The 26,540-nt window shown below is 70.5% G+C and carries 21 protein-coding genes and 1 pseudogene; 6 read left to right on the forward strand and 16 right to left on the reverse strand.

The genetic code is table 11. From position 1 onward, the window contains the following. Nucleotides 1-9 precede the first annotated feature (9 nt). The 4 genes from ACY1JX_RS07290 to ACY1JX_RS07305 form a co-directional block, all read right to left on the reverse strand. A complete protein-coding gene (locus ACY1JX_RS07290) occupies nucleotides 10-1,527 on the reverse strand; it encodes an ABC transporter substrate-binding protein (RefSeq protein WP_462565719.1) in 1,518 nt (505 codons plus the stop codon). Further along, nucleotides 1,524-3,200, reverse strand: a complete 1,677-nt coding sequence (locus ACY1JX_RS07295; protein WP_462565720.1) for a class I adenylate-forming enzyme family protein — start codon at nucleotides 3,198-3,200, stop codon at nucleotides 1,524-1,526. Before ACY1JX_RS07295 ends, ACY1JX_RS07290 begins: the two co-directional genes overlap by 4 nt. Nucleotide 3,201: 1 nt before the next feature. Continuing rightward, nucleotides 3,202-4,755, reverse strand: a complete 1,554-nt coding sequence (locus ACY1JX_RS07300; RefSeq protein WP_338072840.1) for an acyl-CoA carboxylase subunit beta — start codon at nucleotides 4,753-4,755, stop codon at nucleotides 3,202-3,204. Between the two features lie 198 nt (nucleotides 4,756-4,953). Next, nucleotides 4,954-5,169, reverse strand: coding sequence for a biotin/lipoyl-binding carrier protein (locus ACY1JX_RS07305; protein ID WP_462565721.1), 216 nt, complete (start codon nucleotides 5,167-5,169; stop codon nucleotides 4,954-4,956). 120 nt (nucleotides 5,170-5,289) lie between these two features. On the opposite strand from ACY1JX_RS07305, the gene ACY1JX_RS07310 reads away from it, so the two are divergent. The 3 genes from ACY1JX_RS07310 to ACY1JX_RS07320 all read left to right on the forward strand — a co-directional run bounded on the left by ACY1JX_RS07310 (nucleotide 5,290) and on the right by ACY1JX_RS07320 (nucleotide 8,272). Further along, nucleotides 5,290-5,967 (forward strand): TetR/AcrR family transcriptional regulator, encoded by a 678-nt coding sequence (locus ACY1JX_RS07310; RefSeq protein WP_462565722.1) that lies wholly within the window; start codon nucleotides 5,290-5,292, stop codon nucleotides 5,965-5,967. A gap of 137 nt (nucleotides 5,968-6,104) precedes the next feature. Continuing rightward, entirely contained in the window at nucleotides 6,105-7,766 is a 1,662-nt protein-coding gene (locus tag ACY1JX_RS07315; protein ID WP_462565723.1) for an AMP-binding protein, read from the forward strand. Beyond that, nucleotides 7,763-8,272: a thioesterase family protein gene (locus ACY1JX_RS07320; RefSeq protein WP_462565724.1), complete on the forward strand. Its 510-nt coding sequence runs from the start codon at nucleotides 7,763-7,765 to the stop codon at nucleotides 8,270-8,272. Before ACY1JX_RS07315 ends, ACY1JX_RS07320 begins: the two co-directional genes overlap by 4 nt. A 205-nt stretch (nucleotides 8,273-8,477) precedes the next feature. Here ACY1JX_RS07320 and ACY1JX_RS07325 read toward each other — a convergent pair. Continuing rightward, nucleotides 8,478-9,107, reverse strand: a pseudogene (locus ACY1JX_RS07325) (DUF6338 family protein). Nucleotides 9,108-9,167: 60 nt separating this feature from the next. After that, complete coding sequence (locus tag ACY1JX_RS07330; RefSeq protein WP_286927757.1) at nucleotides 9,168-9,773, reverse strand: TetR/AcrR family transcriptional regulator; 606 nt, start codon at nucleotides 9,771-9,773, stop codon at nucleotides 9,168-9,170. An 86-nt stretch (nucleotides 9,774-9,859) separates the two neighbouring features. On the opposite strand from ACY1JX_RS07330, the gene ACY1JX_RS07335 reads away from it, so the two are divergent. Next, complete coding sequence (locus ACY1JX_RS07335) at nucleotides 9,860-13,048, forward strand: acetyl-CoA carboxylase family protein (protein WP_462565725.1); 3,189 nt, start codon at nucleotides 9,860-9,862, stop codon at nucleotides 13,046-13,048. Between the two features lie 394 nt (nucleotides 13,049-13,442). Here the strand turns inward: ACY1JX_RS07335 and ACY1JX_RS07340 are convergent, their stop codons facing one another. Next, nucleotides 13,443-14,066: a hypothetical protein gene (locus tag ACY1JX_RS07340; protein ID WP_462565726.1), complete on the reverse strand. Its 624-nt coding sequence runs from the start codon at nucleotides 14,064-14,066 to the stop codon at nucleotides 13,443-13,445. 59 nt (nucleotides 14,067-14,125) lie between these two features. On the opposite strand from ACY1JX_RS07340, the gene ACY1JX_RS07345 reads away from it, so the two are divergent. After that, nucleotides 14,126-15,643: an ATP-dependent DNA ligase gene (locus ACY1JX_RS07345; protein ID WP_462565727.1), complete on the forward strand. Its 1,518-nt coding sequence runs from the start codon at nucleotides 14,126-14,128 to the stop codon at nucleotides 15,641-15,643. A gap of 221 nt (nucleotides 15,644-15,864) precedes the next feature. On the opposite strand, the gene ACY1JX_RS07350 is transcribed toward ACY1JX_RS07345, so the two are convergent. The 9 genes from ACY1JX_RS07350 to ACY1JX_RS07390 all read right to left on the reverse strand — a co-directional run bounded on the left by ACY1JX_RS07350 (nucleotide 15,865) and on the right by ACY1JX_RS07390 (nucleotide 24,932). Further along, nucleotides 15,865-17,421, reverse strand: a complete 1,557-nt coding sequence (locus tag ACY1JX_RS07350) for an ABC transporter substrate-binding protein (protein ID WP_462565728.1) — start codon at nucleotides 17,419-17,421, stop codon at nucleotides 15,865-15,867. 166 nt (nucleotides 17,422-17,587) lie between these two features. Next, a complete protein-coding gene (locus tag ACY1JX_RS07355; RefSeq protein WP_462565729.1) occupies nucleotides 17,588-18,358 on the reverse strand; it encodes an SDR family oxidoreductase in 771 nt (256 codons plus the stop codon). 40 nt (nucleotides 18,359-18,398) lie between these two features. After that, a complete protein-coding gene (locus ACY1JX_RS07360; RefSeq protein WP_462565730.1) occupies nucleotides 18,399-19,460 on the reverse strand; it encodes an acyl-CoA dehydrogenase family protein in 1,062 nt (353 codons plus the stop codon). Then, nucleotides 19,457-20,626, reverse strand: a complete 1,170-nt coding sequence (locus ACY1JX_RS07365) for an acyl-CoA dehydrogenase family protein (RefSeq protein WP_462565731.1) — start codon at nucleotides 20,624-20,626, stop codon at nucleotides 19,457-19,459. Before ACY1JX_RS07365 ends, ACY1JX_RS07360 begins: the two co-directional genes overlap by 4 nt. Next, nucleotides 20,619-21,836, reverse strand: a complete 1,218-nt coding sequence (locus ACY1JX_RS07370) for an acyl-CoA dehydrogenase family protein (protein WP_181754533.1) — start codon at nucleotides 21,834-21,836, stop codon at nucleotides 20,619-20,621. Before ACY1JX_RS07370 ends, ACY1JX_RS07365 begins: the two co-directional genes overlap by 8 nt. 76 nt (nucleotides 21,837-21,912) lie before the next feature. Further along, complete coding sequence (locus ACY1JX_RS07375) at nucleotides 21,913-22,536, reverse strand: TetR/AcrR family transcriptional regulator (protein WP_286927743.1); 624 nt, start codon at nucleotides 22,534-22,536, stop codon at nucleotides 21,913-21,915. Between the two features lie 43 nt (nucleotides 22,537-22,579). Further along, entirely contained in the window at nucleotides 22,580-22,879 is a 300-nt protein-coding gene (locus ACY1JX_RS07380) for a putative quinol monooxygenase (RefSeq protein ID WP_286927742.1), read from the reverse strand. Then, on the reverse strand, nucleotides 22,876-23,733 hold the full coding sequence (locus ACY1JX_RS07385; RefSeq protein ID WP_462565732.1) for an enoyl-CoA hydratase-related protein: 858 nt from the start codon (nucleotides 23,731-23,733) through the stop codon (nucleotides 22,876-22,878). Before ACY1JX_RS07385 ends, ACY1JX_RS07380 begins: the two co-directional genes overlap by 4 nt. Next, nucleotides 23,733-24,932: an acetyl-CoA C-acyltransferase gene (locus ACY1JX_RS07390; protein WP_181754526.1), complete on the reverse strand. Its 1,200-nt coding sequence runs from the start codon at nucleotides 24,930-24,932 to the stop codon at nucleotides 23,733-23,735. Before ACY1JX_RS07390 ends, ACY1JX_RS07385 begins: the two co-directional genes overlap by 1 nt. A gap of 151 nt (nucleotides 24,933-25,083) precedes the next feature. On the opposite strand from ACY1JX_RS07390, the gene ACY1JX_RS07395 reads away from it, so the two are divergent. Next, a complete protein-coding gene (locus ACY1JX_RS07395; RefSeq protein ID WP_462565733.1) occupies nucleotides 25,084-26,538 on the forward strand; it encodes an MFS transporter in 1,455 nt (484 codons plus the stop codon). The last annotated feature ends 2 nt before the right edge of the window (nucleotides 26,539-26,540 follow it).

Consider the following 26,540-nt stretch of genomic DNA (forward strand, 5'->3'; position numbering starts at 1 on the left):
GACCTCGGCTCAGCCGAGGGTGACTCCGATGAACTTCGGCTTGCCGAGGAGGTTGCCCTCGAAGCCATCGACGTCCTCGGAGAGGCCGACGATCGAGTTGCCGAACACGAGCGGGAAGAACGACGTGTCGGCGAAGACCGCCTCGGCGGCCTCGTCGAAGCCCGGCTTGCGCTGGTCGGGCTCGGTCGAGACGTCGGACTTCTCCAGCGCCTCCTCCAGGCCGGGCGTCCACTGGTCCGACGTGTTGAAGTAGCCCTCGTCCGAGAACAGCAGGCGGTACGTCATCGCCGGGTCCGGGCGACCGGTCCACTGCGACAGGTACGCCGGCGACTTGCGGTCGTTGAAGTAGTCGCTCGTGCCCTGCACGATCTCGAGCGGCTTGATGTTGACCGTGACGCCGACGTCGGACCACTGCTGCTTGAGGATCTCGGCCACGCGGACGGTGGCGGAGTCGGCGTTGACGATCATGTCGAACGTCAGGTCGGTCTGGCCCGCCGCGGCGAGCAGCTTCTTGGCCTCGTCGGGGTTGAACTCCGACTTGACCGACTCCGGCGGAGCCGCCCAGTAGTCGCTCGGCAGGGCGCCGTGCGCGACCGAGCCGCGACCGAAGTAGGCGCTCTTGAGCAGCGCCTCGCGGTCGATGGCCAGGCTCAGGGCCTTGCGGACCTGCGGGTCTCCGAGCTCCTCGGAGTCGCGGTTCAGGTACACCTGGTTGACGTTCACGCGCGGCGTGTCGCTGACCGCGACACCCGAGGCCTTCTCGAGGCCGTCGGCGTCCGACGGCGACACGTCCATCACCACGTCCTGCTGGCCCGAGCGCAACGAGGTCACGCGGGTCTTCGGGTCGGGGATGATGTTGAAGTTGATCGCCGTGACGCGCTCGGCGTCCTTGTCCCAGTAGTCGGCGTAGCGCTTGACCTTGATGACCGAGCCGCGCTTCCACTCGACGAACTCCCAGCCGCCGGCGCCCACGGGCTTGGTGCTGAGGTCGCCACCGGCCGCCTCGGCCGCCTTGGGCGAGACCATCATGCCGGCGCGGTCGGCGAGCACGAGCAGCAGCGACGCGTCGGGAGCGCTGAGCTTGTAGGTCACCGTGTACTCGTCGTCGGCCGTGACCGATTCGACCGACGCGAGGTCGGCCTGGATGTTCGAGCCCTCGCCCTTGGCGCGCTCGAAGTTGTAGACGACGGCCTCGGCGTTGAACGGCTCGCCGTCGTGGAACTTCACGCCCTCACGGAGCTTCAGAGTCAGCTCGGTCGGCGACTTCTGCTCCCACGACTCGGCGAGTCCGGGCTGGGCCTCGAGGCCCTTGTCGTACGAGATCAGCGTGTCGTACAGCGGGTAGATCAGCACGTGGTCCGTGCCCGCGTTGCCGCGGATCGGATCGAGCGAGGACGCGTCGGAGACGGCCGCGACGCGCAGGGCGCGATCGGAGTCGCCTGAGTCGCCCCCGCCACCGCCACAGGCGGCCACGACGGAGAGGAGGAGCGCCGCGGCGATCGCACCCCCACGGAATCGAATCTTCATGATGCCTGCCCTTCGGTCCACTGCTGACGCAGCTTGTACTTCTCGATCTTGTTGGTCGGGGTCCGGGGGATCTGCCCCACCGGGATCACGTCACGGGGCCGCATGAACTTCGGCATCGTGTCGAGACAGTGCTGCTCGATCGCGTCGCGATCGAACGTGTGGCCGTCGGCCACCTCCACGAAGGCGATGACGTCGTCCTCGTCGCCCTCGGCGCTGGGCACCGCGATCACCGCGGCCAGCGCGAGGGACGGATGCTTGACGAGCATCTCCTCGATGTGGAAGCCCGAGATGTTCTCGCCCCGGACGCGGATCCGGTCGCCCATCCGGTCGATGTAGGCGAAGATCCCGTTCTCGTCGCGGACGGCGGCGTCGCCGGTGTGGAACCAGAGGTTCCGCCAGGCCTTCACCGTGGCCTCGGGCTTGGCGAGGTACTCCTCGTGGATCAGGGCGGGGACGCGCGGACGCATCGCCAGCTGGCCGACGACTCCGTCGGGGCAGACCCGGTCGCGCTCGTCGAGGATCGCCACCTCCAGGAAGGGCGTGGGCTGGCCCATGATGCCCTTCGGCATCGGGTCCGTGCCGCGCAGGACGAGCAGCCCGTTTCCCTCGAAGATCTCGCGCATCCGGTCGTGCGGGAGCCCGCGGTACAGGTCGTCCGGCGTGCCCTCCCCCGGCTCGGTCTGCTCGGTCAGGGTCACGAGCGGGTTGCCGGACTCGGACTGGCCGAACCCCGACGTCACGAAGTCGATGCCGAAGCGGACGGCGAACTCGTGGTGGTTCGCCGGCAGGGGCTGCAGGTGCACCTTGTTCAGCGGGTTGCGGCGGTCCTCGTCGCGCGGCTCGGCGTTGAGCAGCCACGGCGTCATGACGTCCAGCAGGACCGCGGTGGTGCAGCCGGTCTCGGTGATGCGGCGCCAGAAGTCGTTGGGGCTGAAGCGGTCCCACAGGCTGACCGAGGCTCCGGTCCAGAGGGCCCGCACGACGTTGAAGTGCGCTCCGCCGACGTGGTACATCGGCAGGTCGTTGTAGACGACGTCCTCCGGGGTCATCATCGTGCGCGCGACCCACGTGTAGCCGTTGATCCACCGGTGCGACTGGACGACGCCCTTCGACGGGCCAGTCGTGCCGGACGTGTAGATGACGTTGGCGGGATCGTCGAACTCGACGCGCACGTCGGGGCGCTCGGCCGGCTGCACGAGCTTGCCGAACTCGCCCTCGTGCAGGCCGTCGATGACGACCACGCGCGGCGAGCACTCGAGCCGGTCCTCGATGTCGAGGATCCGCTGGTGCATGGCCCGGTCGACCAGCAGCGCGGTGGGGCGGGTGTCGTTGAGCTGGTACGCCAGCAGGTCGCCCGCGTACTGGAAGTTCACCGGGGCGTAGACGGCGCCGGCCTTCCACAGCCCGTACATGACGAGAGTCGAGACGAGCGGGTGCGTGGTCAGGATGCTGACCCGCGAGCCGGGCCCGACACCGAGGGCGGCCAGGTTCCCGGCGACGTGGTCGGTGGTGCGGCCCAGCTCGGCGTAGGTCAGCGTCTCGCCGGTCTCGCCGTAGACGATCGCCTGGCGGTCGCCCGTGGCGGCCACGTGGTGGTCGAGCGCGTCGACCGCGGTGGCGAAGTCGCACTCCAGCAGCGTCTCGAGCTCTGCACTGGTCGGGGTGTCGCCCATGTCAGGGCCTCGTTCCGAACGACGGGGGGCCGACCTGCTCGGGGACCACGCGGTAGGCGTCGCGCACCCAGCGCGTCAGCAGCTCGCGGCTGCGGCGCGGGTCGATGAGGTCCTGCACGCCGTAGCGCTCGGCCGTGCGGAACGGCGAGCGGGCGACCTCGAGCCGGTCGTGGATCTCCTGCATCATCGCCGCGGGGTCGTCCGACGCCTCGAGGTCGGCACGGTAGGCCGCCTCGACGCCGCCCTCGACGGGCAGCGAGCCCCAGTCTCCGGAGGGCCAGGCCCACTGGCGGTTGAAGCGGTGGCGGTTGATCTGACCGGCTCCGCCGACGCCGAAGACGCGGCGCACGATGATCTCGGCCATCGGCACGCGAGCCTGGTAGGCGGCGACCACGGCGCGGGCGCCGCGACGGATCGAGGCCGACTTCTCGGCCGCGAGGCCGATCTGCATCCCCGACTGGTCGGTCAGGCTGACGATCGGCAGGTGGAAGGTCTCGCACAGGTCGATGAGGCGCGTCAGTGCGTCGGCACCGTTGGGCGTCATCGTGGCGCCCTTGTACGGATCGGTGGCCACGACGCCGACCGGGTGTCCGTCGAGGCGGGCCAGGCCCGTGTAGACCGAGGCGCCGTACCCGGCGTACTCGAAGTTCGAGCCGCCGTCGAAGATCGCGTCGAGGATCGTCCGCAGCCGGTAGGGCTGACGACGGTTGCGGGGCACGACGTCGGCCAGGCCCTCGGACGAGGTGGTCGGCTCGATGCCGGCGATGACCGGCGGCACGTCGTGGACGCTCGACGGCAGGTACGACAGGAAGTCGCGGACGGCCTGGAGGGCGGCCTTCTCGTCAGGGACGATCCGGTCGATGGCGCCGCTGCGGCGGTGCACCTCGGAGCCGCCAAGCTGCTCCTTGTCCAGGGTCTCCCCCGTGGCGTGCTTCACGACGGGCGGTCCGGCGACGAACATCTGCGAGATGCCCTCGATGAGGACGCTGAAGTGGCTCATCGCCACGCGGCCCGCGCCGAGTCCGGCCACGGGGCCCATGCAGGCGGCGACGACGGGGACGAGCGAGAGGTTGTCCACCAGGGCGTCCCAGCCCGGGTTGGCGGGCACGTAGGTGTAGCCGGCGTCCTCGATCATCCGGACGCTGCCGCCACCACCGGTGCCCTCGACCAGCCGCACCAGGGGTGCGCGCAGGGCGCCGGCCATCCGCTCGGAGTCGACCTGCTTGGCCATGATCGACGCGTCGGCCGCACCGCCGCGGATCGTGAAGTCGTCGGCGCCGAGGGCGACGCGGCGGCCGTCGATCTCGCCGAGGCCGAACACGAAGTTGGCCGGCATGACGCTGACGGTGCTGCCGTCATCGGCGCGCGTGGCGAAGCCCGCGAGGGCGCCGACCTCCTCGAAGCTGCCGTCGTCCAGCAGGTCGACGATGCGCTCGCGGACGGTGCTGCGCCCGTTCTCGTGCTGGCGGCGGATCTTGTCCTCGCCGCCGAGCAACTCGGCGAAATGCTGTCGGCGGGAGATCTCGTCGATCTCGTCGGACCACACGTGGCTCACTGCTGCCCCTTTGATCGGAGAGGCGGGCGAACCCACCTGGTTTCACTGCACCTAAGCATTCGCTTAGGTCTGCGAAGTTCCACGTTAGGTGATCCGAATCACAGAATCAAGACTGAAGTTGAAGTTATTTTCATGTCGCTGAAATGCCAGTGGCCGAGCCCGGAAAATCAGGCTCGGCCACGAGTAACGTCGGTCGAATCAGTCGCTGAAGCGCGCCACCACGGCGCCCTCCTCCACGATATCTCCCTCGGACGGCAGGATTTCCTGCACCACGCCGGCACGGGGAGCCACGACCGGGATCTCCATCTTCATCGACTCGAGGATGAGGAGGGGCTGCCCCTCCTCCACCTGGTCGCCGACGGCAACCTCGATCTTGAACACGGAGGCTGTCAGCTCGGATCGCACGTCGGACATGTCGTGACCTTTCATTGCTTCGTCATGGCGGAGGAAACCTAAGCATACGCTTATGATGAGATGATAGGGAGCCTGCAGCGCCACCCAGCGGCGCGCAGAGGCCGAAATGGAGTGACGACGATGGCCGAGACCAGCCCAGAGGCGACGATCCCGCCGCGCGTCCTGATCGACCGCGAGCACGCCGAGCGGCGGATCGAGCAGTTCTGGGACGAGCGCGCGTCTGGCGCCTCGCGCAAGATCCTGCGCGGCGCCACGCTGGCCTTCGCCGACCTCGGCTACCACGGCGCGTCCACGCGCGAGATCGCCACGCGTTCGGGCATGAGCTCGGCGGCGGTCTACATCCACTTCGAGTCCAAGCAGCAGCTGTTCCACCGCATCGCGTTCGAGGGGCACCGCGCCTCCACGGGCGCCTTCAGCGAGCCCGCGCGGCAGGCGGGCGACCCGGTGGGCCAGCTCAGGCTGGGAGTCGCGTCGTTCGCCACATGGAACGCCGAGATGAACCTCCTGTCGCGCTCGATCGAGTACGAGATCCGGCTCCAGCGCGGACCGGAGTTCGCCGACGTGTGGGCGATGCGGCGCTCGGTCGACGACCACGTGCTGGAGATCCTCGAGGCCGGCGTGGCCGAGGGCACCTTCCGGCTCGCCGACCCCGAATGGGCCAAGATCACGATCCTGTCGACCTGCATCGACGTGGCGCGCTGGTACCGGCACGGATCCCCCCGCACGCCCACCGCGATCGGCTTCCAGTACGCCGACCTGGCGATGACCCTCGCCGGCGCCCGCCAGCTCCCGCACTGAGGGCTCGCGCGGGCGCGTCCGCACCCGCCTGTTGACACGGCCGTCAAAGTCGGCTTCACTCGTTGACGCTGACGTCAATGAGACCGCCGTCACGTCCCGTGCCCGGTCTCCCCCGACCCCCCGGAGGCAGCCGTCCCATGACGACCCCGCAGACCCTCGACGCGTACCTGACCGAAGTCCGCCGGCTCCAGGACGCGCTGCGTCCCGCCGGGATCCCGGCCGAGGTCACCTACCCGGCCGGCGAGATCACGATCCCGGCTCACGTGTCGCACTGGGCGGGCGAGCGTCCCGACCATCTCGCGCTGGCCCTCGGCGACACCCGGCTCACCTATGCCGAGCTCGACGACGTGCACCGCCGGGTGGCGACGTGGATGTCCGAGCACGGCGTGAGCCGCGGCGATCGCGTCGCGGTCTACCTCGGCAACTCCACCGAGTTCGTCATCGCCTTCCTGGCCCTGCTGCGCCTCGGCGCCGTCCACGTCCCGGTGAACCCGATGTTCCAGCCGGCCGAGCTCGCGTACGAGCTGCTCGACAGCGAGCCGGTGCTCGTCGTGACCAACACGGCGCTGTCGTCGACGCTCGAGGCGTGCACCGACCGGGTCCCAGCGATCCCCGTCCTGCTGACCGACGGCACCGGCGAGCTCGGCTGGGAGTCGGCCGTGGCCGCGGCGCCGTACGCGGGCGACGACGGCGACCTCGACTCGCTCGCCGCGCTCAACTACACCGGTGGCACGACCGGCATGCCGAAGGGCTGCCAGCACTCGCAGCGCCACATGCTCTACACCGTGGCCAGCGCCGCCGCGGCCACCGCGATGCCGTCCGACGGCAGCTACGTCTCGCTCTGCTACCTGCCGATCTTCTGGATCGCGGGCGAGGACCTCGGCATCCTGATCCCCCTCGTGCTCGGCGGCACCAGCATCCTGATGGCGCGCTGGAACGCCGCAGAGGTGGTCGACACCGTCGAGCGCGAGCGCGTCACCCTCATGACGGGCACGGTCGAGAACTACCTCGAGCTGATGGACACCCAGGACCTGGCCTCGCGCGACCTGAGCTCGCTGCTCGACCCGCAGGCCGTGTCGTTCGTCCGCAAGATGACCCCCGAGGTGCGGCACCGCTGGGCCGACCTCGTGCCCGGCTCGGTGCTGCGCGAGTCGGCCTACGGCATGACCGAGACGCACACGATCGACTGCGTTCCCTACGGCTTCTCCGAGAACGACTTCGACCTGCTCTCCGAGCCGGTGTTCTGCGGCATCCCCGTGCCCGGCACCGACATCGCCGTGGTCGAGCTGGGCACCCAGAACCCCGTCCCGCTGGGCGAGGTCGGCGAGATCATCGTGCGCAGCCCTTCCGTCACCGACGGCTACTGGCGCAACGAGGAGGCCACCCGCGAGCAGCTGGTCGACGGCTGGATCCACACCGGCGACAACGGCCGCATCGACGAGCGGGGGTTCCTGCACTACCTCGGTCGCCGCAAGGAGATGATCAAGGTCAGGGGCATGAGCGTGTTCCCCGCCGACGTCGAGATGCTGCTGGCCCAGCACCCGGCCGTGGACTCGGTCGCGGTCGTCCCCACCGACGACCCCGACACCGGCCAGCGCCCCGTGGCGTTCGTCGTCCCCAAGTCCGGCTCGGACGTCACCCCCGAGGAGCTCGTGACGTGGTCGCGCGCCAACATGGCCACCTACAAGGTGCCGCTCGTCTCGGTGCTCGGCTCCCTGCCGATGACCGCCACCGGCAAGGTGCGCAAGAACGAGCTCGCCGACGACGCGGCCGCGCTCAACGCCGGGGCCTCCTCGTGACCACCCTGCCCACGCTCGAGGAGCTCGAGCCGCTCGGCGCGCTGTTCACGCGGACGGTGCCCGAGCGGTACCAGGACCTCAACGGTCACGTGAACGTGCGCGGGCACTACGACCTGCACATGGACGCCGCCGAGGAGTCGTGGGAGCACCAGGTCGGCCTCGACCAGGCCTTCCTCGACCGCACGGGCCAGAGCTCGTTCAGCCTCACGCACCACGTGCAGTTCCACCGGGAGATCCTCGTGGGCCACGAGGTCTCGGCGCACCTGCGGATCCTGGCGCGCGGGCCCAAGACCGTCCACGCCGTCACGATCGTGGCCAACCGCACCACCGGCGAGATCGCCAGCACGCTGGAGTTCGTCGAGGCCTACGTGGACCTGACCACCCGGCGCACGGCGCCGTTCGCGCCCGAGGTCGCCGAGCGCATCGACGCGCTCCTCGAGCAGCACGCCGCGCTGCCGTGGTCGCTGCCGCCGAGCCATCGCCTCGGCACCACGCGCCCGACCTGAACAGCGGGTCGCGCAATTCGGGACGGACTCAGGCGGGCGTGGTCGGCGAGGGTCGAACTGCGCCCCCGGGCGCGGCGCCGGCTGGCGGAGGCCTCAGGGCCGAGACGTCCTTGGAGGAGGACTCGTAGCCCCCTCGCTTCGGTCGGCTCCTGCCGACTCCCCGCGCTTGGGAGTTGGAGTTCTTTCTGATCACCGGTCGCTCCCCTCAGGCATCGATGAACTCAAGGTACTCGACCTCCTGGAACCGCACGAGCAGCCCACGACCGAGGATCGGTCGACCTGAGCCGCTCAGCTCGAACTCCCCGGTGGCCGGGTCGACCTCCGCGACAGCAGCCAGGAAGAGGTCCTCGGGCTCGGGGTACCCGGAGGCGTAGGACTTCAGCTCCCCACTGCTGGCGTAGGCGCCGCCCAGCCATGTACCGGACTTCAGCCTGAGCCGGATTCAGCCGTTCCGCGGCCCTTGGAAGAGATGGTCCCAGGCTCGAGGCGCAGGGTCCGGCCCGGTGATCGCGAGCGCCCATCGCTGGCGCGATCGCGTCCCCCACCCGACGGCGGTTCCTGCCACCAGCGGGACGGCGACGTAGAGAATCGCGGTGGGCCAGGCCCACCAGGACGGCGGGTCGGCTCGAGCCAGCGGAAGGTGAGTCGACCACAGCCACCACGTGGCGGGAGCGAAGAGGGCATGGAGGACCGCCGAACCGCCGACGAACCGGAACAGTCGGTCACTGGCTCCCGAGCCCCACCTGCCCACGATCCGCTCGAACGCCCACGAGTAGAGGGCTCCGGGCAGGAGCGCCAGAAGGACGACACCGAGAGCGTGCATGGTGGAGGGCATCCGCACATGGTGGCGATTCGGCCGGCGCCCTCACCAGAGGGTGGTGGCCGTCTGTGGAAATCAGTGGCCGAGGCAGGCCATCCAGATGCGGTGCATCTCCTCGACGGCCTCGTCCACGGTGGTCGCGCCGGCCACCACGAGCGGCGCGTAGCGGTCGTTCATCCCGGCGCCCATCGTCCCGAGGGCCTCGGGATCGGCCACCGGCTGGACCCGGCCCGCGCGGGCCTGCTGGCTGACGTACGTGGCGGTGCGGTGCACGGCCTCGCCCTGGATCTCGCTCCAGAGGCGGCGCATCTCGTCGTCGGCGACCGCCTGGTGGTTGAGCACGGTCATCAGCGCGAGGTTCTCGACCGTCGCCTCGAGCGTGGTCTCGATCGTGCGTCGCAGCACCTCGTCGACGGCGTCGCGGTCGATCCCCGACAGGTCCTGCGCGCGCAGGAAGCGGTCGCGCACCTGCTCGGCGAGGACGGCGAAGACCTGCTCCTTGGACGCGAAGTAGACGTAGAACGTCGCGCGGCTGACGCCGGCCCGGCGCGTGATCTCCGCGATCGTCGTGGCGCCGTAGCCGAGCTCCTCGAACGCCGCGCGAGCCGCGGTCAGCAGCTCGCCGTGCCGTTGCGCGTCCGCCCGGTCGTGGTCCTCGCGGATCGCCCAGCCCTGAGTCATGGCCTCACCCTAGCCTGCCCATTGACACAGGTGTCAACAGTCGCGAGGATGGAAGTTGACACCCACGTCAACACCAGGAGTCGACGATGAAGGTCCTGATCGCCAACCGCGGCGAGATCGCCCACCGGATCGAGCGCGCGGTCCGCGCTCTCGACTGGACGCCCCAGCACGTGCACACCGCCGAGGAAGCGGGCAGCGCGGACCCCGAGAGCTACCTGCTCCCCAAGGCCGGCGTGGCCGGGTACCTCGACGTCGAGGCGATCGTGGCCGCCGCGGTCCTGACGGGCTCGGACCTGGTGCACCCCGGTTACGGCTTCCTCAGCGAGAGCGCGGAGCTCGCACGGGCCTGCGAGGCCTCGGGGCTCACCTTCGTCGGCCCGGACCCGACCACGCTCGAGCTGTTCGGTGACAAGGGCAGCGCCCGCGAGCACGCGCTGGCCCACGGCGTCCCGGTCCTGGACGCGACGGGACGCGACGCCTCCCTCGCCGACGTCACGGCCCTGCTCGAGCGCCACCCCGCGGGCATCATGATCAAGGCCGTCTCCGGTGGAGGTGGCCGCGGCATGCGCCCCGTCACCGACGCCGCCGACCTCGCCGAGGCGTACGACCGCTGCCGCTCCGAGGCCGAGCGCGCCTTCGGCAACTCCTCCGTCTACGCCGAGCGGCTGCTCACCAGTGCCAAGCACATCGAGGTGCAGGTGCTGGGCGACGGCGCGGGCGTCGTCACGCTCGGCGAGCGCGAGTGCTCCGTGCAGCGCCGCCACCAGAAGGTCATCGAGGTCGCGCCGAGCCCGTCGCTGACCGACGCCCACCGCGAGCGCCTGACCACGTGGGCGAAGGACCTCACCGCTCCCCTGGGCTACCGCGGCCTGGCCACGGTCGAGTTCCTGGTCAACGCCGACCTGTTGCGCCGCGGTGGTCCCCTCGACGCCGTGTTCATCGAGGTCAACCCCCGGCTCCAGGTGGAGCACACGGTCACCGAGGAGGTCACCGGCACGGACCTCGTGCGGGCCCAGCTGCTCGTCGCGGCCCGCCACCGCCTCGACGAGGTCGGCGTGCCGACCGACGTGCAGCCCCGTCCGGGCGTCGTCGCGATCCAGTCGCGCGTCAACGCGGAGGAGGTCGTCGGCGGCACGGTCGTCTCCACCACCGGCACCGTCACTGGCTTCTCCGCTCCCGACGGCGTCCGCGTCGACACGGGCATCGCGGCGGGCACCGTCGTCGACGGCACGTTCGACTCCCTCCTCGCGAAGGTCGTCACCGTCACCGAGGGCGACCACGCCACGGCCTGCGCCGACGCCGACGCGGCCGTCGCCGCCCTGCGGATCGAGGGCGTGCGGACCAACGTCCCGCTGCTGCGCGAGCTGCTGGCCCACGACGCCGTGCGCAGCGGTGAGGTCACCACCGCGTGGCTCGACCGCCTGCTCGCCGATCGCGCCGACTCCGAGCGCACCACCGACGAGTCCGGAACCGTGTCCTCGGTCATGAACGGCACCGTGCTGGCCGTGTCGGTGAAGCCCGGCGACACCGTCGGGCCGAAGACGCCGCTGGCGACCCTCGAGTCGATGAAGATGGAGCACCCCGTCACGGCCGGGTTCGCCGGCACCGTCACCGAGGTCCTCGTCGCGACCGGGGAGCAGGTGGCGGCCGGCCAGCCGATCGCCGTCGTCGCGCCCGACGACACCGTCGACCACCAGCACGCCGAGGACGCGGACGTCGACCTCGACCACGTCCGCCCCGACCTCGCGGAGCTCCAGGACCGGATCGCCCGCACCCGCGACTCCGCCCGGACCGAGGCCGTCGCGAAGCGGCACGCCCGCGGCCACCTCACCGCGCGCGAGTGGGTCGACCTGCTGGTCGACGAGGGCACCTTCACGGAGTACGGCGCCCTGACGGTCGCGGCACAGCGGCAGCGCCGCACGCTCGACGACCTCATGGACAACACCCCCGCCGACGGCATCATCACCGGCCTCGGCACGATCAACGGCGACGACTCCGAGACGTCGCGCCGCTGCGCCGTCCTGGCCTACGACTACACGGTGCTCGCCGGCACGCAGGGCTACTTCAACCACAAGAAGACCGACCGCCTGCTCGAGCTGGCGCGCGACCGGAAGCTGCCGGTCGTCCTCTTCGCCGAGGGCGGCGGCGGCCGTCCCGGCGACACCGACACGGCTGACCTGCTCGCCGCAGGGCTGAACGTGCGCACCTTCGCCACGATGGGCTCGCTGAGCGGCGTCGTGCCGACGGTCGGCATCCTCACGGGCCGCTGCTTCGCCGGCAACGCGGCCCTCCTGGGCTGCTGCGACGTCATCATCGGCACGGAGGACGCCAACCTGGGCATGGCTGGCCCGGCGATGATCGAGGGCGGTGGACTCGGCGTCTTCACGCCCGAGCAGATCGGCCCGATGTCGGTGCAGGGCCCCAACGGGGTGGTCGACATCGTCGTCGGCGACGACGCCGAGGCGATCAGCGTGGCCCAGCGGTACCTCTCCTACTTCCAGGGCGGTCGCACCGCGTGGGACGCCGCCGACCAGCGACGCCTGCGCCACGTCATCGGCGAGAACCGCAAGCAGGTCTACGACATCCGCACGGTCATCGACGCGCTGGTCGACACCGACAGCGTGCTGGAGCTGCGCCGCGAGTTCGGCACCGGCGCGATCACCGCCCTGGTGCGGATCGAGGGCCGGGCGTACGGACTCGTCGCGAACAACCCCGCCCACCTCGGCGGCGCGATCGACGCCGACGCGGCCGACAAGATGGCTCGCTTCCTCCAGCTGTGCGACGCGCACGGCCTGCCCGTCGTGTCGCTGTGCGACACCCCCGGGTTCATGGTCGGGCCGGAGAGCGAGCAGACCGCCACGGTGCGCCACTTCAGCCGGCTCTTCGTGATCGCCGCGCACCTCAAGGTGCCGATGACCACGATCGTCCTGCGCAAGGCCTACGGGCTCGGCGCGCAGGCGATGGCGGCCGGCGGCTTCGCCCAGACCACCGCGACGGTCTCCTGGCCGACCGGCGAGATCGGCGGCATGGGACTCGAGGGCGCGGTGCGCCTGGGCTTCTCCAAGGAGCTGGCCGCCATCGAGGACGAGCAGGCCCGGGCCGACCGCTACGAGGAGCTCGTCGCGCAGCACTACGAGGCCGGCAAGGCGATCAACGGCGCGATGAAGCTCGAGCTCGACGAGGTCATCGACCCCGCCGACACCCGCCGCTGGATCGTCGCCACCCTCGGCGACTGGGACGGCGAGGGCTCGCACCGGTTCGTCGACACCTGGTGATCCTGCGGGGCGCCTGAGCCGTGGTTTCGATACGCCGCTCGTTCCTCGCGAGCTACTCAACCACCGGAACCCGGTGATCGAGTGCCGGCGAGCGCAGCGAGACGGTGTATCGAGATCACGCCCCCGGTGAGCGCTGGTTTCGATACGCCGCTCGTTCCTCGCGAGCTACTCAACCACCGGAACCCGGTGATCGAGTGCCGGCGAGCGCAGCGAGACGGTGTATCGAGATCACGCCCCCGGTGAGCGCTGGTTTCGATACGCCGCTCGTTCCTCGCGAGCTACTCAACCACCGGAACCCGGCGATCGAGTGCCGGCGAGCGCAGCGAGACGGTGTGTCGAGATCACGCCCCCGGTGATCGAGTAGCACTGCGAGGAACGAGCAGGCGTATCGAGATCACGCCGAGAGGGACCGCTCGATCGTCGTCACGACACTCGTGACCGACGGCCTCGTCGGCGTGCTCGAGAACCCGAAGCGGCACGGCGGGTCCACCGGCCGGAGGTCCCCGAGGTCGGTCCCCCGCCACGTCCCGGCGATCGCGTCCACCGAGGTGATCCCCGTCGCGCCGTACCACTCGCGGCGGTCGTTGCCAGCCGTCCCGCGCGTCCGCACGCCCCGCATCACCACCCGCGCGACCGGGTCGATCGCACCGCACCACGCAGGTGCGGCGGCCACCCGCGCCGGCACGAGGCCGAGCAGCGCACCCAGCGGCGTCCGACCGCCCACCACCAACTGCAGCGACAGGGACGGCGTCGTGACCTGCCACCCGTCGCCCGTGTCCGCCACGGACACGGGCTCGATGACGTGCTCGTCGAACGTGTAGGTCGCCGCGACGAAGTCCCGCACCCGATCGGACGGGGCCAGCAGCACGCGGTGACCGGACGCGTCCTCGATCATCACGTCCGCGAACGCGCCCCACGGCGAGGCGTCCCAGCGCCCGACGACCACGCGGATCCCGCTCGTGCTCCCGACGCCGGCGATGCGGCCGACGAAGCGCTCCCTGATCCGACCCGGCTTCACGAGCCCATCCTGCCCGGTCGGGGCCAGCGGCTGTCGGTGGCGAGCGGCAGGATGGGGGCATGCTGCTCGCCGAGCTCGTCGCCACCTCCACCGAGGTCGCCGCGACGCGCTCCCGGAAGGCGAAGGTGGCGCTGCTCGCCGAGCTGCTCGGCCGGGTCGAGCCCGACGAGCTCGAGGTCGTGGTGTCCTACCTCGGCGGCGCACTGCGCCAGCGGCGCACGGGCCTGGGCTGGCGGGGCGTGAGCGCCCCCACCCCGCCGGCCGACGAGCCGTCGCTGGGCGTGCTCGAGGTCGACGCCGCGTTCGAGGCGATGTCGCGGCTGTCCGGGTCCGGCTCCCAGCGCGACCGCCGGGAGGCCGTCGCCGACCTCTTCGCGCGGGCCACCGCCGCCGAGCAGGCGTGGCTCCGGGCGATCGTCACCGGCAACCTGCGCCAGGGCGCGCTCGACGCCGTCACGCAGGAGGCCGTGGCGCAGGTCGCGGGGGTGCCGGTGGCCGCGGTGCGCCGGGCGGCGATGCTCGCCGGCAGCACGGTCGCCGCGGCGAGCGCCGCCTTCGAGGGCGAGGAGGCACTGGCCGCGATCGGCCTCGAGGTCGGCCGACCGGTCATGCCGATGCTGGCCTCGAGTGCACCCGACGTGGCCACCGCCATGGCCGGTCTCTCCCCCGACGGCCGGACCGACGTCGCCATCGACGCCAAGCTCGACGGCATCCGCATCCAGGTCCACCGCGACGGCGACGCGGTGCTCGTGGTCACCCGCAGCCTCGACGACATCACCGACCGGCTGCCCGAGGTGGTCGCGGTCGCCCGCTCGCTGCCCGCCACGCGGTTCGTGCTCGACGGCGAGGCGCTGGCTCTGTCCGACGACGGCCGTCCGATGGCCTTCCAGGACACGGCCAGCCGCACGGCCCAGGCCGCCGGCGTCGCGATCACGCCCCACTTCTTCGACGTGCTCCACGTCGACGGCCGTGACCTGCTCGACTCCCCCGGACACGAGCGCACGGCCGCGCTCGACGCGCTGGTGCCCGAGGCCCACCGGGTCCGCCGCCTCGTCACCTCCGACGCGGCGGCCGCCGACGCCTTCGCCGCGGAGACCGTCGCCGCCGGGCACGAGGGCGTCGTCCTCAAGGACCTCTCCGCTCCCTACGCCGCGGGGCGCCGCGGCGCGGCCTGGGTGAAGGTCAAGCCGGTCCACACGCTCGACCTGGTCGTCCTCGCCGTGGAGTGGGGCTCCGGCCGCCGACAGGGCTGGCTCTCGAACATCCACCTCGGCGCGCGCGACGAGTCGTCCCCGACCGGGTTCGTGATGCTTGGCAAGACCTTCAAGGGGATGACCGACGCCATGCTCGCGTGGCAGACCGAGCGGTTTTTGGCCCTGGAGACGCACCGCGAGGGTCACGTCGTCCACGTCCGGCCCGAGCAGGTCGTCGAGATCGCCTTCGACGGGCTCCAGCGCTCCACCCGCTACCCCGGCGGCCTGGCCCTGCGCTTCGCCCGCGTCGTCCGCTACCGCGACGACAAGGCACCACATGAGGCTGACACGATCGACACGGTGCGCTCGCTCGCCGGCGCTTGAGCAGTCCCATCGCCTGATCTCGATACGGCGTCTCGCTGCGCTCGCCACCTACTCGATCACCGGGCGCGGGTGACGGGGTCTCGCTGCGCTCGCCACCTACTCGATCACCGGACCGGTGGTCGAGTAGCACCGCGAGGAACGAGCGGGCGTATCGAGACCATGCCCGGACAGACAGCAGCCCCGCCGGGGAGGAATCCGGCGGGGCTGCTGGTCCGTGGGCGTCAGTCCGCGTTGCGGATGCTGCGCAGGTTCACGACGCGGTAGCCGGCGTCGAAGGTGAGCCCCTTGGTGAAGTAGTTCACGACGGGGATCATCAGCGGGACGAAGTCCACCCGCTCCAGCAGCGCGGCCTCGGCCTCGCCCCAGAGCTTGCAGCGCTCGTCGCCCTCGACCTTCGACAGCTGGTCCTTGACCATCGCGTCGAACTTGTCGTTGTCGACGCGGCCCCAGTTCAGCGCGCCGCCCTCGCCGTAGACCGAGCTCATCTTCGTGGCCATGGGGAACGGCGTGCGGATCGCGGTCTGGTACGGGTAGACGATGATGTCCCAGTCCTCGTCGTCGCCGTAGATCGTGCCCGCAGCCTGGGCCTGCGTGCCGCTCGTGATGTTGACCTTGATGCCCAGCTGGCGCACCGCGTCGGCCAGGTACTCCGGTCCGGAGTTCTGGACGTCGTAGCCCAGCATCTCGACCGTCAGCTCTTTGCCGCCCGGGCCGTAGCCGGCCGCCTCGAGCTCCTTCTTCGCGGTGTCCAGGTCGAACTCCGGGGTGAACTGCTCGTTCTCCGGGGTGTAGCAGTTCATGTCCGGCGTGATGAAGGTCCGGGTGGGCTCGCCCAGGCCGAACGAGGCGGCCTTCGTGAAGCCCTCCGGGTCGATGGCGTGGGCGACGGCGCGGCGCAGGCGCTCGTCGGCGAACGGACGGCCCTCGCGCTCGTTGAACGAGATGGCGTCGGCGCCGTAGGCCTTGCCCTGGATCGGGTCGTTGTCCTGCACCAAGCGCTCGTTGTCGCGGCCGAGGATCGCGGCGATGTCCGTGGCCCCGGTCTCGAAGAGGTTCGCCCGGGTGGAGTCAGAGGTCACGACGCGCATCGTGATCTTCGCCGGCACCTCCTCGTCATCGCCGAGGGCCGGCGAGTCCCAGGACTCGAGCACGTACTCGTCGCCGCGCTTCATCGAGGCGATCTTGTAGGGGCCGGAGCCCTGCGGCTCGGTGCCGAGGCTCTCGACGTCCTCAAGGCCCTTCGGGCAGACGACGAATGCGTTCGTCATCGACTCCAGCATGTCCGCGTGGGGCTGGTTGACTTCGATGGTCAGGGTGTCGGCCTCGTCATCACCGACGATCGCCTTCGCGCCACCGGGACCGAAGAGTCGACCGGTGAACGGCGAGCCCGACTTCGGGTCGGCGAGGCGCTTCATGTTGTTCGCGACGTCCGACGGCAGCAGGTCGGAGCCGTCGCTGCACTTGAGGTCGGGGCGCAGGGTGAACACGACCTTCGTGGGCGTGACCTCCCACTTCGTGGCCATGGCCGGGGCGACGCCGCCCGTCTTGCGGTCCTGGCGGACCGGAGTGTCGTAGAGCGCCTCGAACAACTGCATCGACCCTTGGTCCGACGACGAGATCGCCGGGTCGAAGGTGTCGATGTCGTTGCGCAGGTCCATCACGAGGCTCTCGGGAACCTCTCCCGCCGGGCCTTGCGCTCCCCCGGACTCCCCTCCGCACGCGGCGAGCGTGAGCGCCGCGATCGTCACCAGTGCAGATGCCTGAACTCGTCTCGACATGACCAGCCTTTCCCTCCGATGGACATGTGATCGGTCTCACATGTTCAGCCCATCCTGATGGCGCCGACCCGCAAAGTCAATGTTGAACTCAGGTTTATATGAAGTTGGTTTCAACTCAAGCGAAAGGGCCGCGCGGATCACCGCGCGGCCCCTCCGTGAAGCTGTCTCAGCGAGCGTGCGTGACGCCGCCGTCGACCGTGATGGTGGAGCCGACGACGTAGTCGCCCGACCGTGCCGCGAGGTAGATCGCAGCGGCGGCCATGTCCTCGGACGTGCCGATGCGGCCCGACGGGATCGAGGACTTGATCTCCTCCGCGTGGTCGCGAGCGTCCTTGTTCATGTTCGAGGCGAACGCGCCCGGCGCGATGCCGCTGACGGCGATGTCGTCCTCGATCAGGCGGATCGCCATGCGGCGCGTCAGCTGGATGACCCCGGCCTTGCTGGCGTGGTAGGAGTACGTCTCCTGCGGGTTCAGGCTGATGCCGTCGATCGAGGCGATGTTGATGACCTTGGCGAGGTGGTCGCCGGTCGCGGCCACGAGGTCCGACTTCAGCGCCTGCGTCAGGAAGAACAGCGACTTGACGTTGAGGTCCATGACCTTGTCCCAGCCGGACTCGGGGAACTCGTCGAACGGCGCGCCCCAGGCGGCACCGGCGTTGTTGACCAGGATGTCCAGGCTCGACTCGTGCTCGCGGTAGCGCGCGACGAGGTCGTTGATGCCGTCCAGCGTCGAGACGTCGGCCGGCAGCGACACGCAGGTGCCGAACTCGGAGAGCTCGGCGGCGGTGGCGTCGCACGCCTCGGTCTTGCGGGCCGAGATGTAGACCCGGGCGCCCTGCTTGAGGAAGCCCTCGGCGATCATCCGGCCGATCCCGCGGGACCCTCCGGTGACGAGAGCGGTGCGGCCTTCGAGTGAGAACAGTGACGTGGTGTCCATACGTGGATCCTCCAGGTGGTGGGTGAGGTGGGTCGGGGGGTCAGGACTGCGGCAGGTCGACGAGACCGGCCAGGTCGGAACGGTGCGCCGCGGGCGTGCCGAGCGCGAGCTGGTCGGACTTGGCCCGCTTCAGGTACAGGTGGATCGCATGCTCCCACGTCATGCCGATGCCGCCGTGGAGCTGCAGCGCCTCCTCGGCCGCGTGCAGCGCGACGTCGGAGCAGTACGACTGCGCCACGGCCTGCGCGACGGGGGCGTCCGGATCGCTCGTGGCGAGCGTGTCGGCCGCGTACCGCGCGGCCGCCTGCGCCTGGGTGACCTCGAGGTAGAGGTCGGCGAGCCGGTGCTTGATCGCCTGGAACGAGCCGATCGGCCGGGCGAACTGGATGCGCGTCTTGGCGTACTCCACGGTGGTCTCCAGGCACCACTGGGCCAGGCCGAGCTGCTCGGAGGCCAGCAGCGCGGCACCTGCGGCCAGCGCCGCGTCGACGGCGGCGACCGCGGCGTCGCCCTCGGCGAGCACCTGTCCCTCGCCCGTCGGGGTGACCGACGCCAGCGGCCGGCTCATGTCGAGCGACGTGAGCGGGTTGACGTCGGCGGTCTCGTGCAGCACGAGCCGCACGGTCCCACCCTCGGAGGTGGGCACCAGGAAGAGGTCGGCGCCGATGGCGCCCGCGACCGGAGCCGTGACACCCTCGCCCGCCGACCAGGCGCCGGCACGAGCCGACCACGGCAGGACGAGCACGGCACGGCGCTCGCCCGAGGCGACCCGGGGCAGGACGTCCTGAGCCTCGACCGACAGCAGGGCGGTGGTCGCGATGACCGCGCTCTCCAGGAACGGGACGGGCGCGACGGTGCGACCGAGCTCCTCGAGCACCACGGAGGCCTCGCGCGCACCTGCACCCGCGCCTCCCCACTGCTCGGGAACCAGCAGGCCGGCCAGTCCGAGGTCACCCGCGAGGGCGGACCAGGCGGCGGAGACGTCGGTCTCCGGGGCGTCGTAGAGCGCCGCGACGGTCGAGGGATCGACGGTGCGCTTCAGCGCGCCGCGCACGCTGGAGCGCAGCGACTCCTCGACATCGGAATACAGCAGTTCACTCATCGGGGCACCTCGTTGAAGGGGACGCCCTTGTCGGGGCGGTGGTCGGCGGGCAGGCCCAGCACGCGCTCGGACACGACGTTGCGCATGATCTCGGACGTGCCGCCCTCGATCGAGTTGCCCTTGGCGCGCAGGTAGCGGAAGCCAGGGCCGCGGCCCAGGAAGCTCGCGGACGCGGTGCGCACCATGGTCCAGTCGTCGTACTGCAGCCCCGCGTCGGGATCGAGCTCGAGCGCGAAGCCGGACACCTGCTGTGCCTGCTTCGCGAACGCGAGCTTCATCGCCGAGCTCTCGGGGCCGGGCTGACCGACGGCCAACTGCTGGCGCAGACGCTCGCCGGCGAGGCGGGTGACCTCGGTCTCGACCCACCACTGCATGAGCCGGTCGTGCTCGGCGGCGGAGCGGACCGACGGGTCGGTGCGCCACCGCTCGGTGACGATGCCGATCTGGCCGGCCTCGCGGTCGGCCCCGCTGCTGATCGCCACGCGCTCGTTGTTGAGCGTCGTGGTGGCCACGCGCCAGCCCTGGCCGACGTCGCCGACCCGGTCGGCGTCCTGCACGCGCACGTCGTTCAGGAAGACCTCGTTGAACTCGGCCTCGCCGGTGATCTGGCGCAGCGGACGCACGTCGACGCCCGGATCGGCCATGTCGACGACGAAGTACGACAGGCCGGCGTGCTTGACCACGGTCGGATCGGTGCGGGCGACGAGGATCGCGCGCTGGGCGTTCTGCGCCCCCGAGGTCCAGACCTTCTGGCCGTTCACGATCCAGGTGTCGCCGTCGAGGACGGCCTTCGTCGCCACGCCCGCGAGGTCGGAGCCGGCACCGGGCTCGCTGAAGAGCTGGCACCAGACCTCCTCGCACGTGAAGAGGGGGCGCAGATACCGCTCCTGCTGCTCGGGGGTGCCGAACGCGATGAGCGTCGGCGCCGCCATGCCCAGGCCGATGCTGTTCAGGCCGAGGTCGGGCGCCGGGGCACCCGCCTCGGCGAGCAGCTGCTCGACCACCTGCTGCTCGTCACGCGGGCGGTCCAGGCCGCCGCGGCCCACCGGGAAGTGGACCCACGCGAGCCCGGCGTCGAACCGGGCTCCGAGGAACTCCACCGGGTCGACCGTGGCGAGGTCGAAGCGCTCGAGCAGTGCCGCCACCTCGGCGCGAACGTCAGTCACGCGTCCCCGCCTTGCGCAGCTCGTGACGCGCGAGGGCGTTCTTGTGCACCTCGTCCGGCCCGTCGGCGAAGCGCAGCGTGCGCACCTGGGCGAACCACTCGGCGATCGGGAAGTCCTGGCTGAGTCCGCCACCACCGTGGACCTGGATCGCCTTGTCGACGATCCACTCCACCGTGCGGGGGGCGGCGATCTTGATGGCCTGGATCTCGGTGTGGGCACCCTTGTTGCCGACGGTGTCCATCAGCCACGCGGCCTTGAGGGTCAGCAGGCGGATCTGCTCGATTTTGACGCGCGACTCGGCGATCCAGTCGCGGACGACGCCCTGCTCGCTCAGCGGCTTGCCGAACGCCACGCGGTCGTTGGCCCGCGCGACCATCAGCTCGAGGCTGCGCTCGGCGATGCCGATGAGGCGCATGCAGTGGTGGATGCGGCCGGGCCCGAGGCGCGCCTGGGCGATCGCGAAGCCCTCGCCCTCACCGGCGATGAGGTTCGTGACGGGCACGCGCACGTCGGTGAAGATCACCTCGGCGTGGCCGCCGTGGTCACGGTCGTCGTAGCCGAAGACGCGCATGCCGCGCTTGATCTCGATGCCGGGGGTGTCCCGCGGCACGAGGATCTGCGACTGCTGGCGGTGACGCGATGCGTTGGGGTCGGTCTTGCCCATGACGATCATGATCTTGGCGTTCGGGTTCATCGCGCCCGAGATGAACCACTTGCGGCCGTTGATGACGTACTCGTCACCGTCGCGCACGATCGAGGTCTCGATGTTGGTCGCGTCGGAGCTGGCCACGGCCGGCTCGGTCATCGCGAAGGCGGAGCGGATCTCGCCCTCGAGCAGCGGCTCGAGCCACTGCTTCTTCTGCTCGTCGGTGCCGAACATGCTCAGCACCTCCATGTTGCCCGTGTCGGGCGCCGCGCAGTTCGTGGCGGTCGGGGCCAGGTGCAGGCTGCGGCCCATGATCTCGCACAGCGGCGCGTACTGGAGGTTCGTCAGGCCGGCGCCCTCGGCGCCCGGGTGGAAGAGGTTCCACAGGCCGCGCTTCTTCGCCTCGACCTTCAGGCCCTCGATCACCGGCGGGGGCGACCACACGTCGGGAGCTGCTTCGAGCTGCTCCCAGAACGTCGCCTCGGCGGGGTAGATGAACTCGTCCATGAACGAGGTCAGGCGCTCGATCAGGTCGTTGGTGGTGGCGTCGTAAGCAAATTCCACGAGGGACTCCCAAAGGTGAATTCAGATTCAACTCAGGCTAGCGCCTCGCCCCGCGGATGGCAATGGCCGGTCCGACTCAGGCGGAGGCGCGCGACGGCAGCGTCATCCCCAGCGCGTTGAACCACAGCTTCGTCGACGTCTCGACCATCGCGTCGAGGTCGTAGCCCTCCCCCAGCGCGAAGGAGTAGTAGGCCAGCCGGCTCACCATGCTGGACAGCGCGCGCGACGTCATCACCGGATCGAGCCCGGGGTCGGCCAGTCCGGACTCCTGGGCGGACTCCACCCAGCGCGCCACCCGGTCGGTGAACAGCGTGGAGCGCTGCACGCGCAGCGCGCGGAAGTCGGGGTTGATCGTGGCGACCTGCTCCAGCAGCACCATGAGCTTGGCGTTGCGCCGGTACGCCTCGAAGTAGGCCCGGTTGCTGGCCTCGAGGACGGCCGCGATGTTCTGGGGATCCTCCTCGACGCGCGGCAGGCCGGGGTGCAGCATGTCCTCCTGCGCGACCTGCAGGACGGCCGTGAAGATCTCGTCCTTGCTGTCGAAGTAGGTGTAGAAGGTGCCGATCGACGTGTTCGCCTCGCGCGCGATGTCGGTCAGGCGGGAGTTGATGAACCCGTCGCGCTCGAACACGCCTCGCGCCGCCCTCACGAGCGACTCACGGGTCCGCTGCCCCCGGGCCGTCACGGGCAACGAGCGCAAGGTGCTCTCGTCGACCAACGACCCGGGGGCATGACCGTCGGGACTACTTGATCTGCTCACCGACGGGCCTGAGCACCGAGATGACGGGCGGGCCCGCGACGAGATCCTTCAGCACCTCGCCGAACGTGGCGAACTCGGCCGACGAGCCGTGGCGACGCAGCGCGTCACCATCGGCGTACTCCTCGATCAGCACGTAGTCGACCTGGCTGCCGCTCACGCGCTGCAGGTCCCACCGGGTGCAGCCCTCGTCGACCAGCATGGCCGGCCGGGCGGCCGCGACGGCCTGCTCGAACTCGGCCGTGCGGTCCTCGCGGACGGTGACGGCGGCGGTCACGTTGATCATCGGTCTCCTCCAGCGGTCGCGGCACGGCGGCCGAACACGGGCGTGCGCTTCTCCACGAAGGCGCGCACGGCGCCGATGTGGTCCTCGGTGAGCCCGGTCGCCTTGTGCAGGGGCACCTCGGCGTCCATGCTCTCCTCGAGGCTCACGCGGGGGGCGCGGTCGAGGTTGTCCAGCATGTACTCGTACGCCTGGGCCGGACCGTTGGCGAGCTGCTCGGCGAGGGCTCGCACCCGCGCGTCGAACTCGTCCTCGGACACGACCTCGTTGAGCAGGCCCAGGCTGCGGGCCTCCTCGGCGCGGACGCGCGGGTTCAGGAGCATGAGCTCCCGCGCCTTCACCGGGCCGACGATGTCGTTGAGCAGCCACGCCACGCCGAAGTCGCCCGAGAGGCCGACCGCGCCGAACGCCGTCGCGAAGACGGCGCGCTCGCTGCCGATCCGGAAGTCGGCGGCCAGGGCCAGGCCCAGACCGGCGCCGGCGGCCGCGCCGGGGATCGCGGCGATCACGGGCTTGCGGCTGCGGTAGATCTTGCCCACCGTCGCACGCTGCGCCTGACGCTGCGCCTCGACGGCCTCGGCGTCGACCTCGGAGCTGCCGCCGCCCTCACCGCCCTTGGCGTCGAAGTCCTGGACGTCGCCACCGGAGCAGAACGCCTTGCCGGCGCCCGTGATGACGATGACGCCGACGTCCTCGGAGTCCTGCATCGCGTCGAGCAGGGTCTCCAGGCCGGCGACCATCGCGTCGGACAACGCGTTGCGGCGGTCGGGACGGTTCAGCGTGATGGTGCCGATGCCGTCCGCGACCTCGCCGTAGACGTCGTCGTCCATGCTCGTGCCGTTGATGAGCTTCGACATCACGCGACCTCGAAGAGGCCCGCGGCACCCATGCCGCCGCCGATGCACATGGAGATCACGACGTAGCGCGCGCCGCGACGCTTGCCCTCGATGAGCGAGTGGCCCACGAGGCGGGCGCCGGTCATGCCGTACGGGTGGCCGACCGAGATCGCGCCGCCGTTGACGTTGTAGCGCTCGGGGTCGATCTCGAGGGCCTCGCGGCAGTACAGCGCCTGCGACGCGAAGGCCTCGTTGAGCTCCCACAGGCCGATGTCGTCGACCGTCAGACCGTGGTGCTTGAGCAGCTTCGGGATCGCGAAGACCGGGCCGATGCCCATCTCGTCCGGATCACAGCCGGCGACGGCCATGCCGCGGTAGACGCCGAGGACGTTCGCGCCACGCTGCTCGGCGACCTTGCGCTCCATGAGCACCGAGGCGGAGGCGCCGTCGGAGAGCTGCGAGGCGTTGCCGGCGGTCACGCTGGACACCTTCGTCACCTGGCCGTCGGGCAGCACGGCCGACAGGCCCGAGAGCGACTCACGCGTGGTCGAGGGGCGGTTGCCCTCGTCCTTCGCCAGGGTCACGCGCTGCTCGCTGATCTGCTTCGTCTCGCGGTCCTGGACCAGCTGGACCGACTCGAACGGCACGATCTCGTCGTCGAAGCGGCCGGCCTCCTGCGCGGCGGCGGTGCGCTGCTGCGAGAGCAGGGCGAACTCGTCCTGGGCGTCGCGGCTGACGTTGTAGCGCTCGGCCACGATCTCGGCCGTCTGCAGCATCGGCATGTAGAGGTCGGGGCGGTGCTGCTCGAGCCACGGGTCGTTGGCGCGGTGGCCGTTCATGTGCTCGTTCTGCACCAGCGAGATGGACTCCACGCCGCCGCCGATGGTGATGTCCATGCCGTCCGCGACGATCTGCTTCGCGGCCGTGGCGATGGCCATCAGGCCCGAGGCGCACTGGCGGTCCACCGACATGCCGGCGACCGAGGTGGGCAGGCCCGCGCGCAGCGCCGCCTGCCGTGCCACGTTGAAGCCGCTGCTGCCCTGCTGCATGGCGGCGCCGAAGACGACGTCCTCGACCTCCGAGCCATCGATGCCGGCACGCTTCACGGCCTCGGCGATGGCGTGACCCGCCAACTCCTGGGCCTGCGTGTTGTTGAAGGCACCGCGATAGGCCTTGCCGATGGGGGTGCGGGCGGTCGAGACGACAACTGCCTCTCTCATGAGCGTTCCTTCTGATCCGAAAGTCGATGGTCGTGAGTCCTCGCGCCGGCGGCGCGGAACAGGTAATATGAATCTTACTTCAGTTTCAACTTTGGCTCGTTGTCCCCCCGATGTCAACAACGCGCCCCGCAGGGAAGTGGGATGGACACCGATGGCACGGAACACCGCGCGTCGATCAGGCGCGGCGCTGGTCATCGTCCTGTCCCTGCTCTCCACCGTGACTGCGTTGCTGCAGACGATGGCGGTGCCGGTCCTGGGCAAGATGAGCCGCGACCTCGAGGTCTCCACCGCCGCGATCGGCTGGGTCGTCACGATCAACCTGTTGGCCGCTGCCGTGCTGACCCCGGTCCTGAGCAAGTCCGGCGACCTGCACGGCCGGCGCCGCCTCGTGCTCGTCGTCGTGGGCGCTGTCGCGATCGGATCGCTGCTCGCCGCGGTCACGTCGTCATATTGGATCCTGCTCGTGGCCCGCGCCATGCAGGGAGCGTCCTTCTGCCTGTTCCCGCTGGCGGTCGGCCTGCTGCGTGAGCACCTCCCGATGCGCCGCCTGCCCCTCGGGCTCTCGTTCCTGACCGGCGCGATCAGCGTCGGCGCCGGCGCGGGCCTCGTGCTGACGGGCGTCCTCACCCACGGCGACCGCGACTACCGCAACATCTTCTGGTTCACGATGACGGTCGCGCTGGTTCTGTTCGTGATGTCGGTGGTCGTCATCCCCCAGGACCGGCCGCACGCCGCCGGACGCGTGGACTGGCTCGGCGGATTCCTGCTCGGCGTCGCGCTCGTGCTGGTGCTGCTGGCCATGACGCAGGGCAACGACTGGGGTTGGACGAGCGTCACCACCACCGCGACGCTCGCCGGCTCGGTGGTGACCTTCGCCGTGTGGCTCGCGGTGGAGAACCGCGTGGCCGAGCCCCTCGTCCCGGTGGCGATGCTGCGCGACCGCACGCTCGCGTCGGCCAACGCGATCGGCTTCTTCATCGGCTTCGGGATGTTCCTGATCTTCCTGAGCCTCACCGCGCTCGTGCAGGTGCCGGAGAGCCACGGCCACGGGTTCTCGGCCTCGGTCCTGGAGACGAGCCTGGTCTACCTGCTGCCCGCCGCCAGCATCGGCATCGTGGCCTCGCCCCTGGGCGGCGTGTGGGTCACCCGCTTCGGCGGCCGCGCCACCCTCCTGGTCGCCTCGGTCGTCGGCCTGATCGGCTACGTGCAGCTGTTCGCGTTCCACGACGAGGTCTGGCAGGTCATCCTCGGCGGCGTCATCACGAACTTCGCCTTCAGCATGGGCTTCGCCGCCGTCCCGGCCGTCGTCACCTCGGTCGTGCGCCCCGAGGAGACCGCCCTGGCCAACGCGATGGCCTCGATCATGCGCTCGGGCGGCAGCGCGCTGGGCAGTGCGCTCGTCGTCGCCCTGATCGCGAGCCACCTGATGCCCGACGACCACCCCGAGGAGTCGGTGTTCGTCATCGTCTTCGCGATCGGCGCCGTGACCATGGTCCTCAGCATCGTCATCACCCTCGTCGGCATCCCCCGACGCGACGTGGCCGCGGCTCGCGCTGCGGAGCCGGCAACGGACGAGCCCGAGACGGCTCGCGACCTCACGCCCTGACC

The organism is Aeromicrobium sp. JP4 (assembly GCF_054957925.1).

Coding starts and splice junctions, on each gene's coding strand:
- ACY1JX_RS07290 (WP_462565719.1), bottom strand. CDS start 1,527: ATGAAGATTCGATTCCGTGGGGGTGCGATCGCCGCGGCGCTCCTCCTC.
- ACY1JX_RS07295 (WP_462565720.1), bottom strand. CDS start 3,200: ATGGGCGACACCCCGACCAGTGCAGAGCTCGAGACGCTGCTGGAGTGC.
- ACY1JX_RS07305 (WP_462565721.1), bottom strand. CDS start 5,169: ATGTCCGACGTGCGATCCGAGCTGACAGCCTCCGTGTTCAAGATCGAG.
- ACY1JX_RS07310 (WP_462565722.1), top strand. CDS start 5,290: ATGGCCGAGACCAGCCCAGAGGCGACGATCCCGCCGCGCGTCCTGATC.
- ACY1JX_RS07315 (WP_462565723.1), top strand. CDS start 6,105: ATGACGACCCCGCAGACCCTCGACGCGTACCTGACCGAAGTCCGCCGG.
- ACY1JX_RS07330 (WP_286927757.1), bottom strand. CDS start 9,773: ATGACTCAGGGCTGGGCGATCCGCGAGGACCACGACCGGGCGGACGCG.
- ACY1JX_RS07335 (WP_462565725.1), top strand. CDS start 9,860: ATGAAGGTCCTGATCGCCAACCGCGGCGAGATCGCCCACCGGATCGAG.
- ACY1JX_RS07345 (WP_462565727.1), top strand. CDS start 14,126: ATGCTGCTCGCCGAGCTCGTCGCCACCTCCACCGAGGTCGCCGCGACG.
- ACY1JX_RS07350 (WP_462565728.1), bottom strand. CDS start 17,421: ATGTCGAGACGAGTTCAGGCATCTGCACTGGTGACGATCGCGGCGCTC.
- ACY1JX_RS07355 (WP_462565729.1), bottom strand. CDS start 18,358: ATGGACACCACGTCACTGTTCTCACTCGAAGGCCGCACCGCTCTCGTC.
- ACY1JX_RS07360 (WP_462565730.1), bottom strand. CDS start 19,460: ATGAGTGAACTGCTGTATTCCGATGTCGAGGAGTCGCTGCGCTCCAGC.
- ACY1JX_RS07380 (WP_286927742.1), bottom strand. CDS start 22,879: ATGATCAACGTGACCGCCGCCGTCACCGTCCGCGAGGACCGCACGGCC.
- ACY1JX_RS07385 (WP_462565732.1), bottom strand. CDS start 23,733: ATGTCGAAGCTCATCAACGGCACGAGCATGGACGACGACGTCTACGGC.
- ACY1JX_RS07390 (WP_181754526.1), bottom strand. CDS start 24,932: ATGAGAGAGGCAGTTGTCGTCTCGACCGCCCGCACCCCCATCGGCAAG.
- ACY1JX_RS07395 (WP_462565733.1), top strand. CDS start 25,084: ATGGCACGGAACACCGCGCGTCGATCAGGCGCGGCGCTGGTCATCGTC.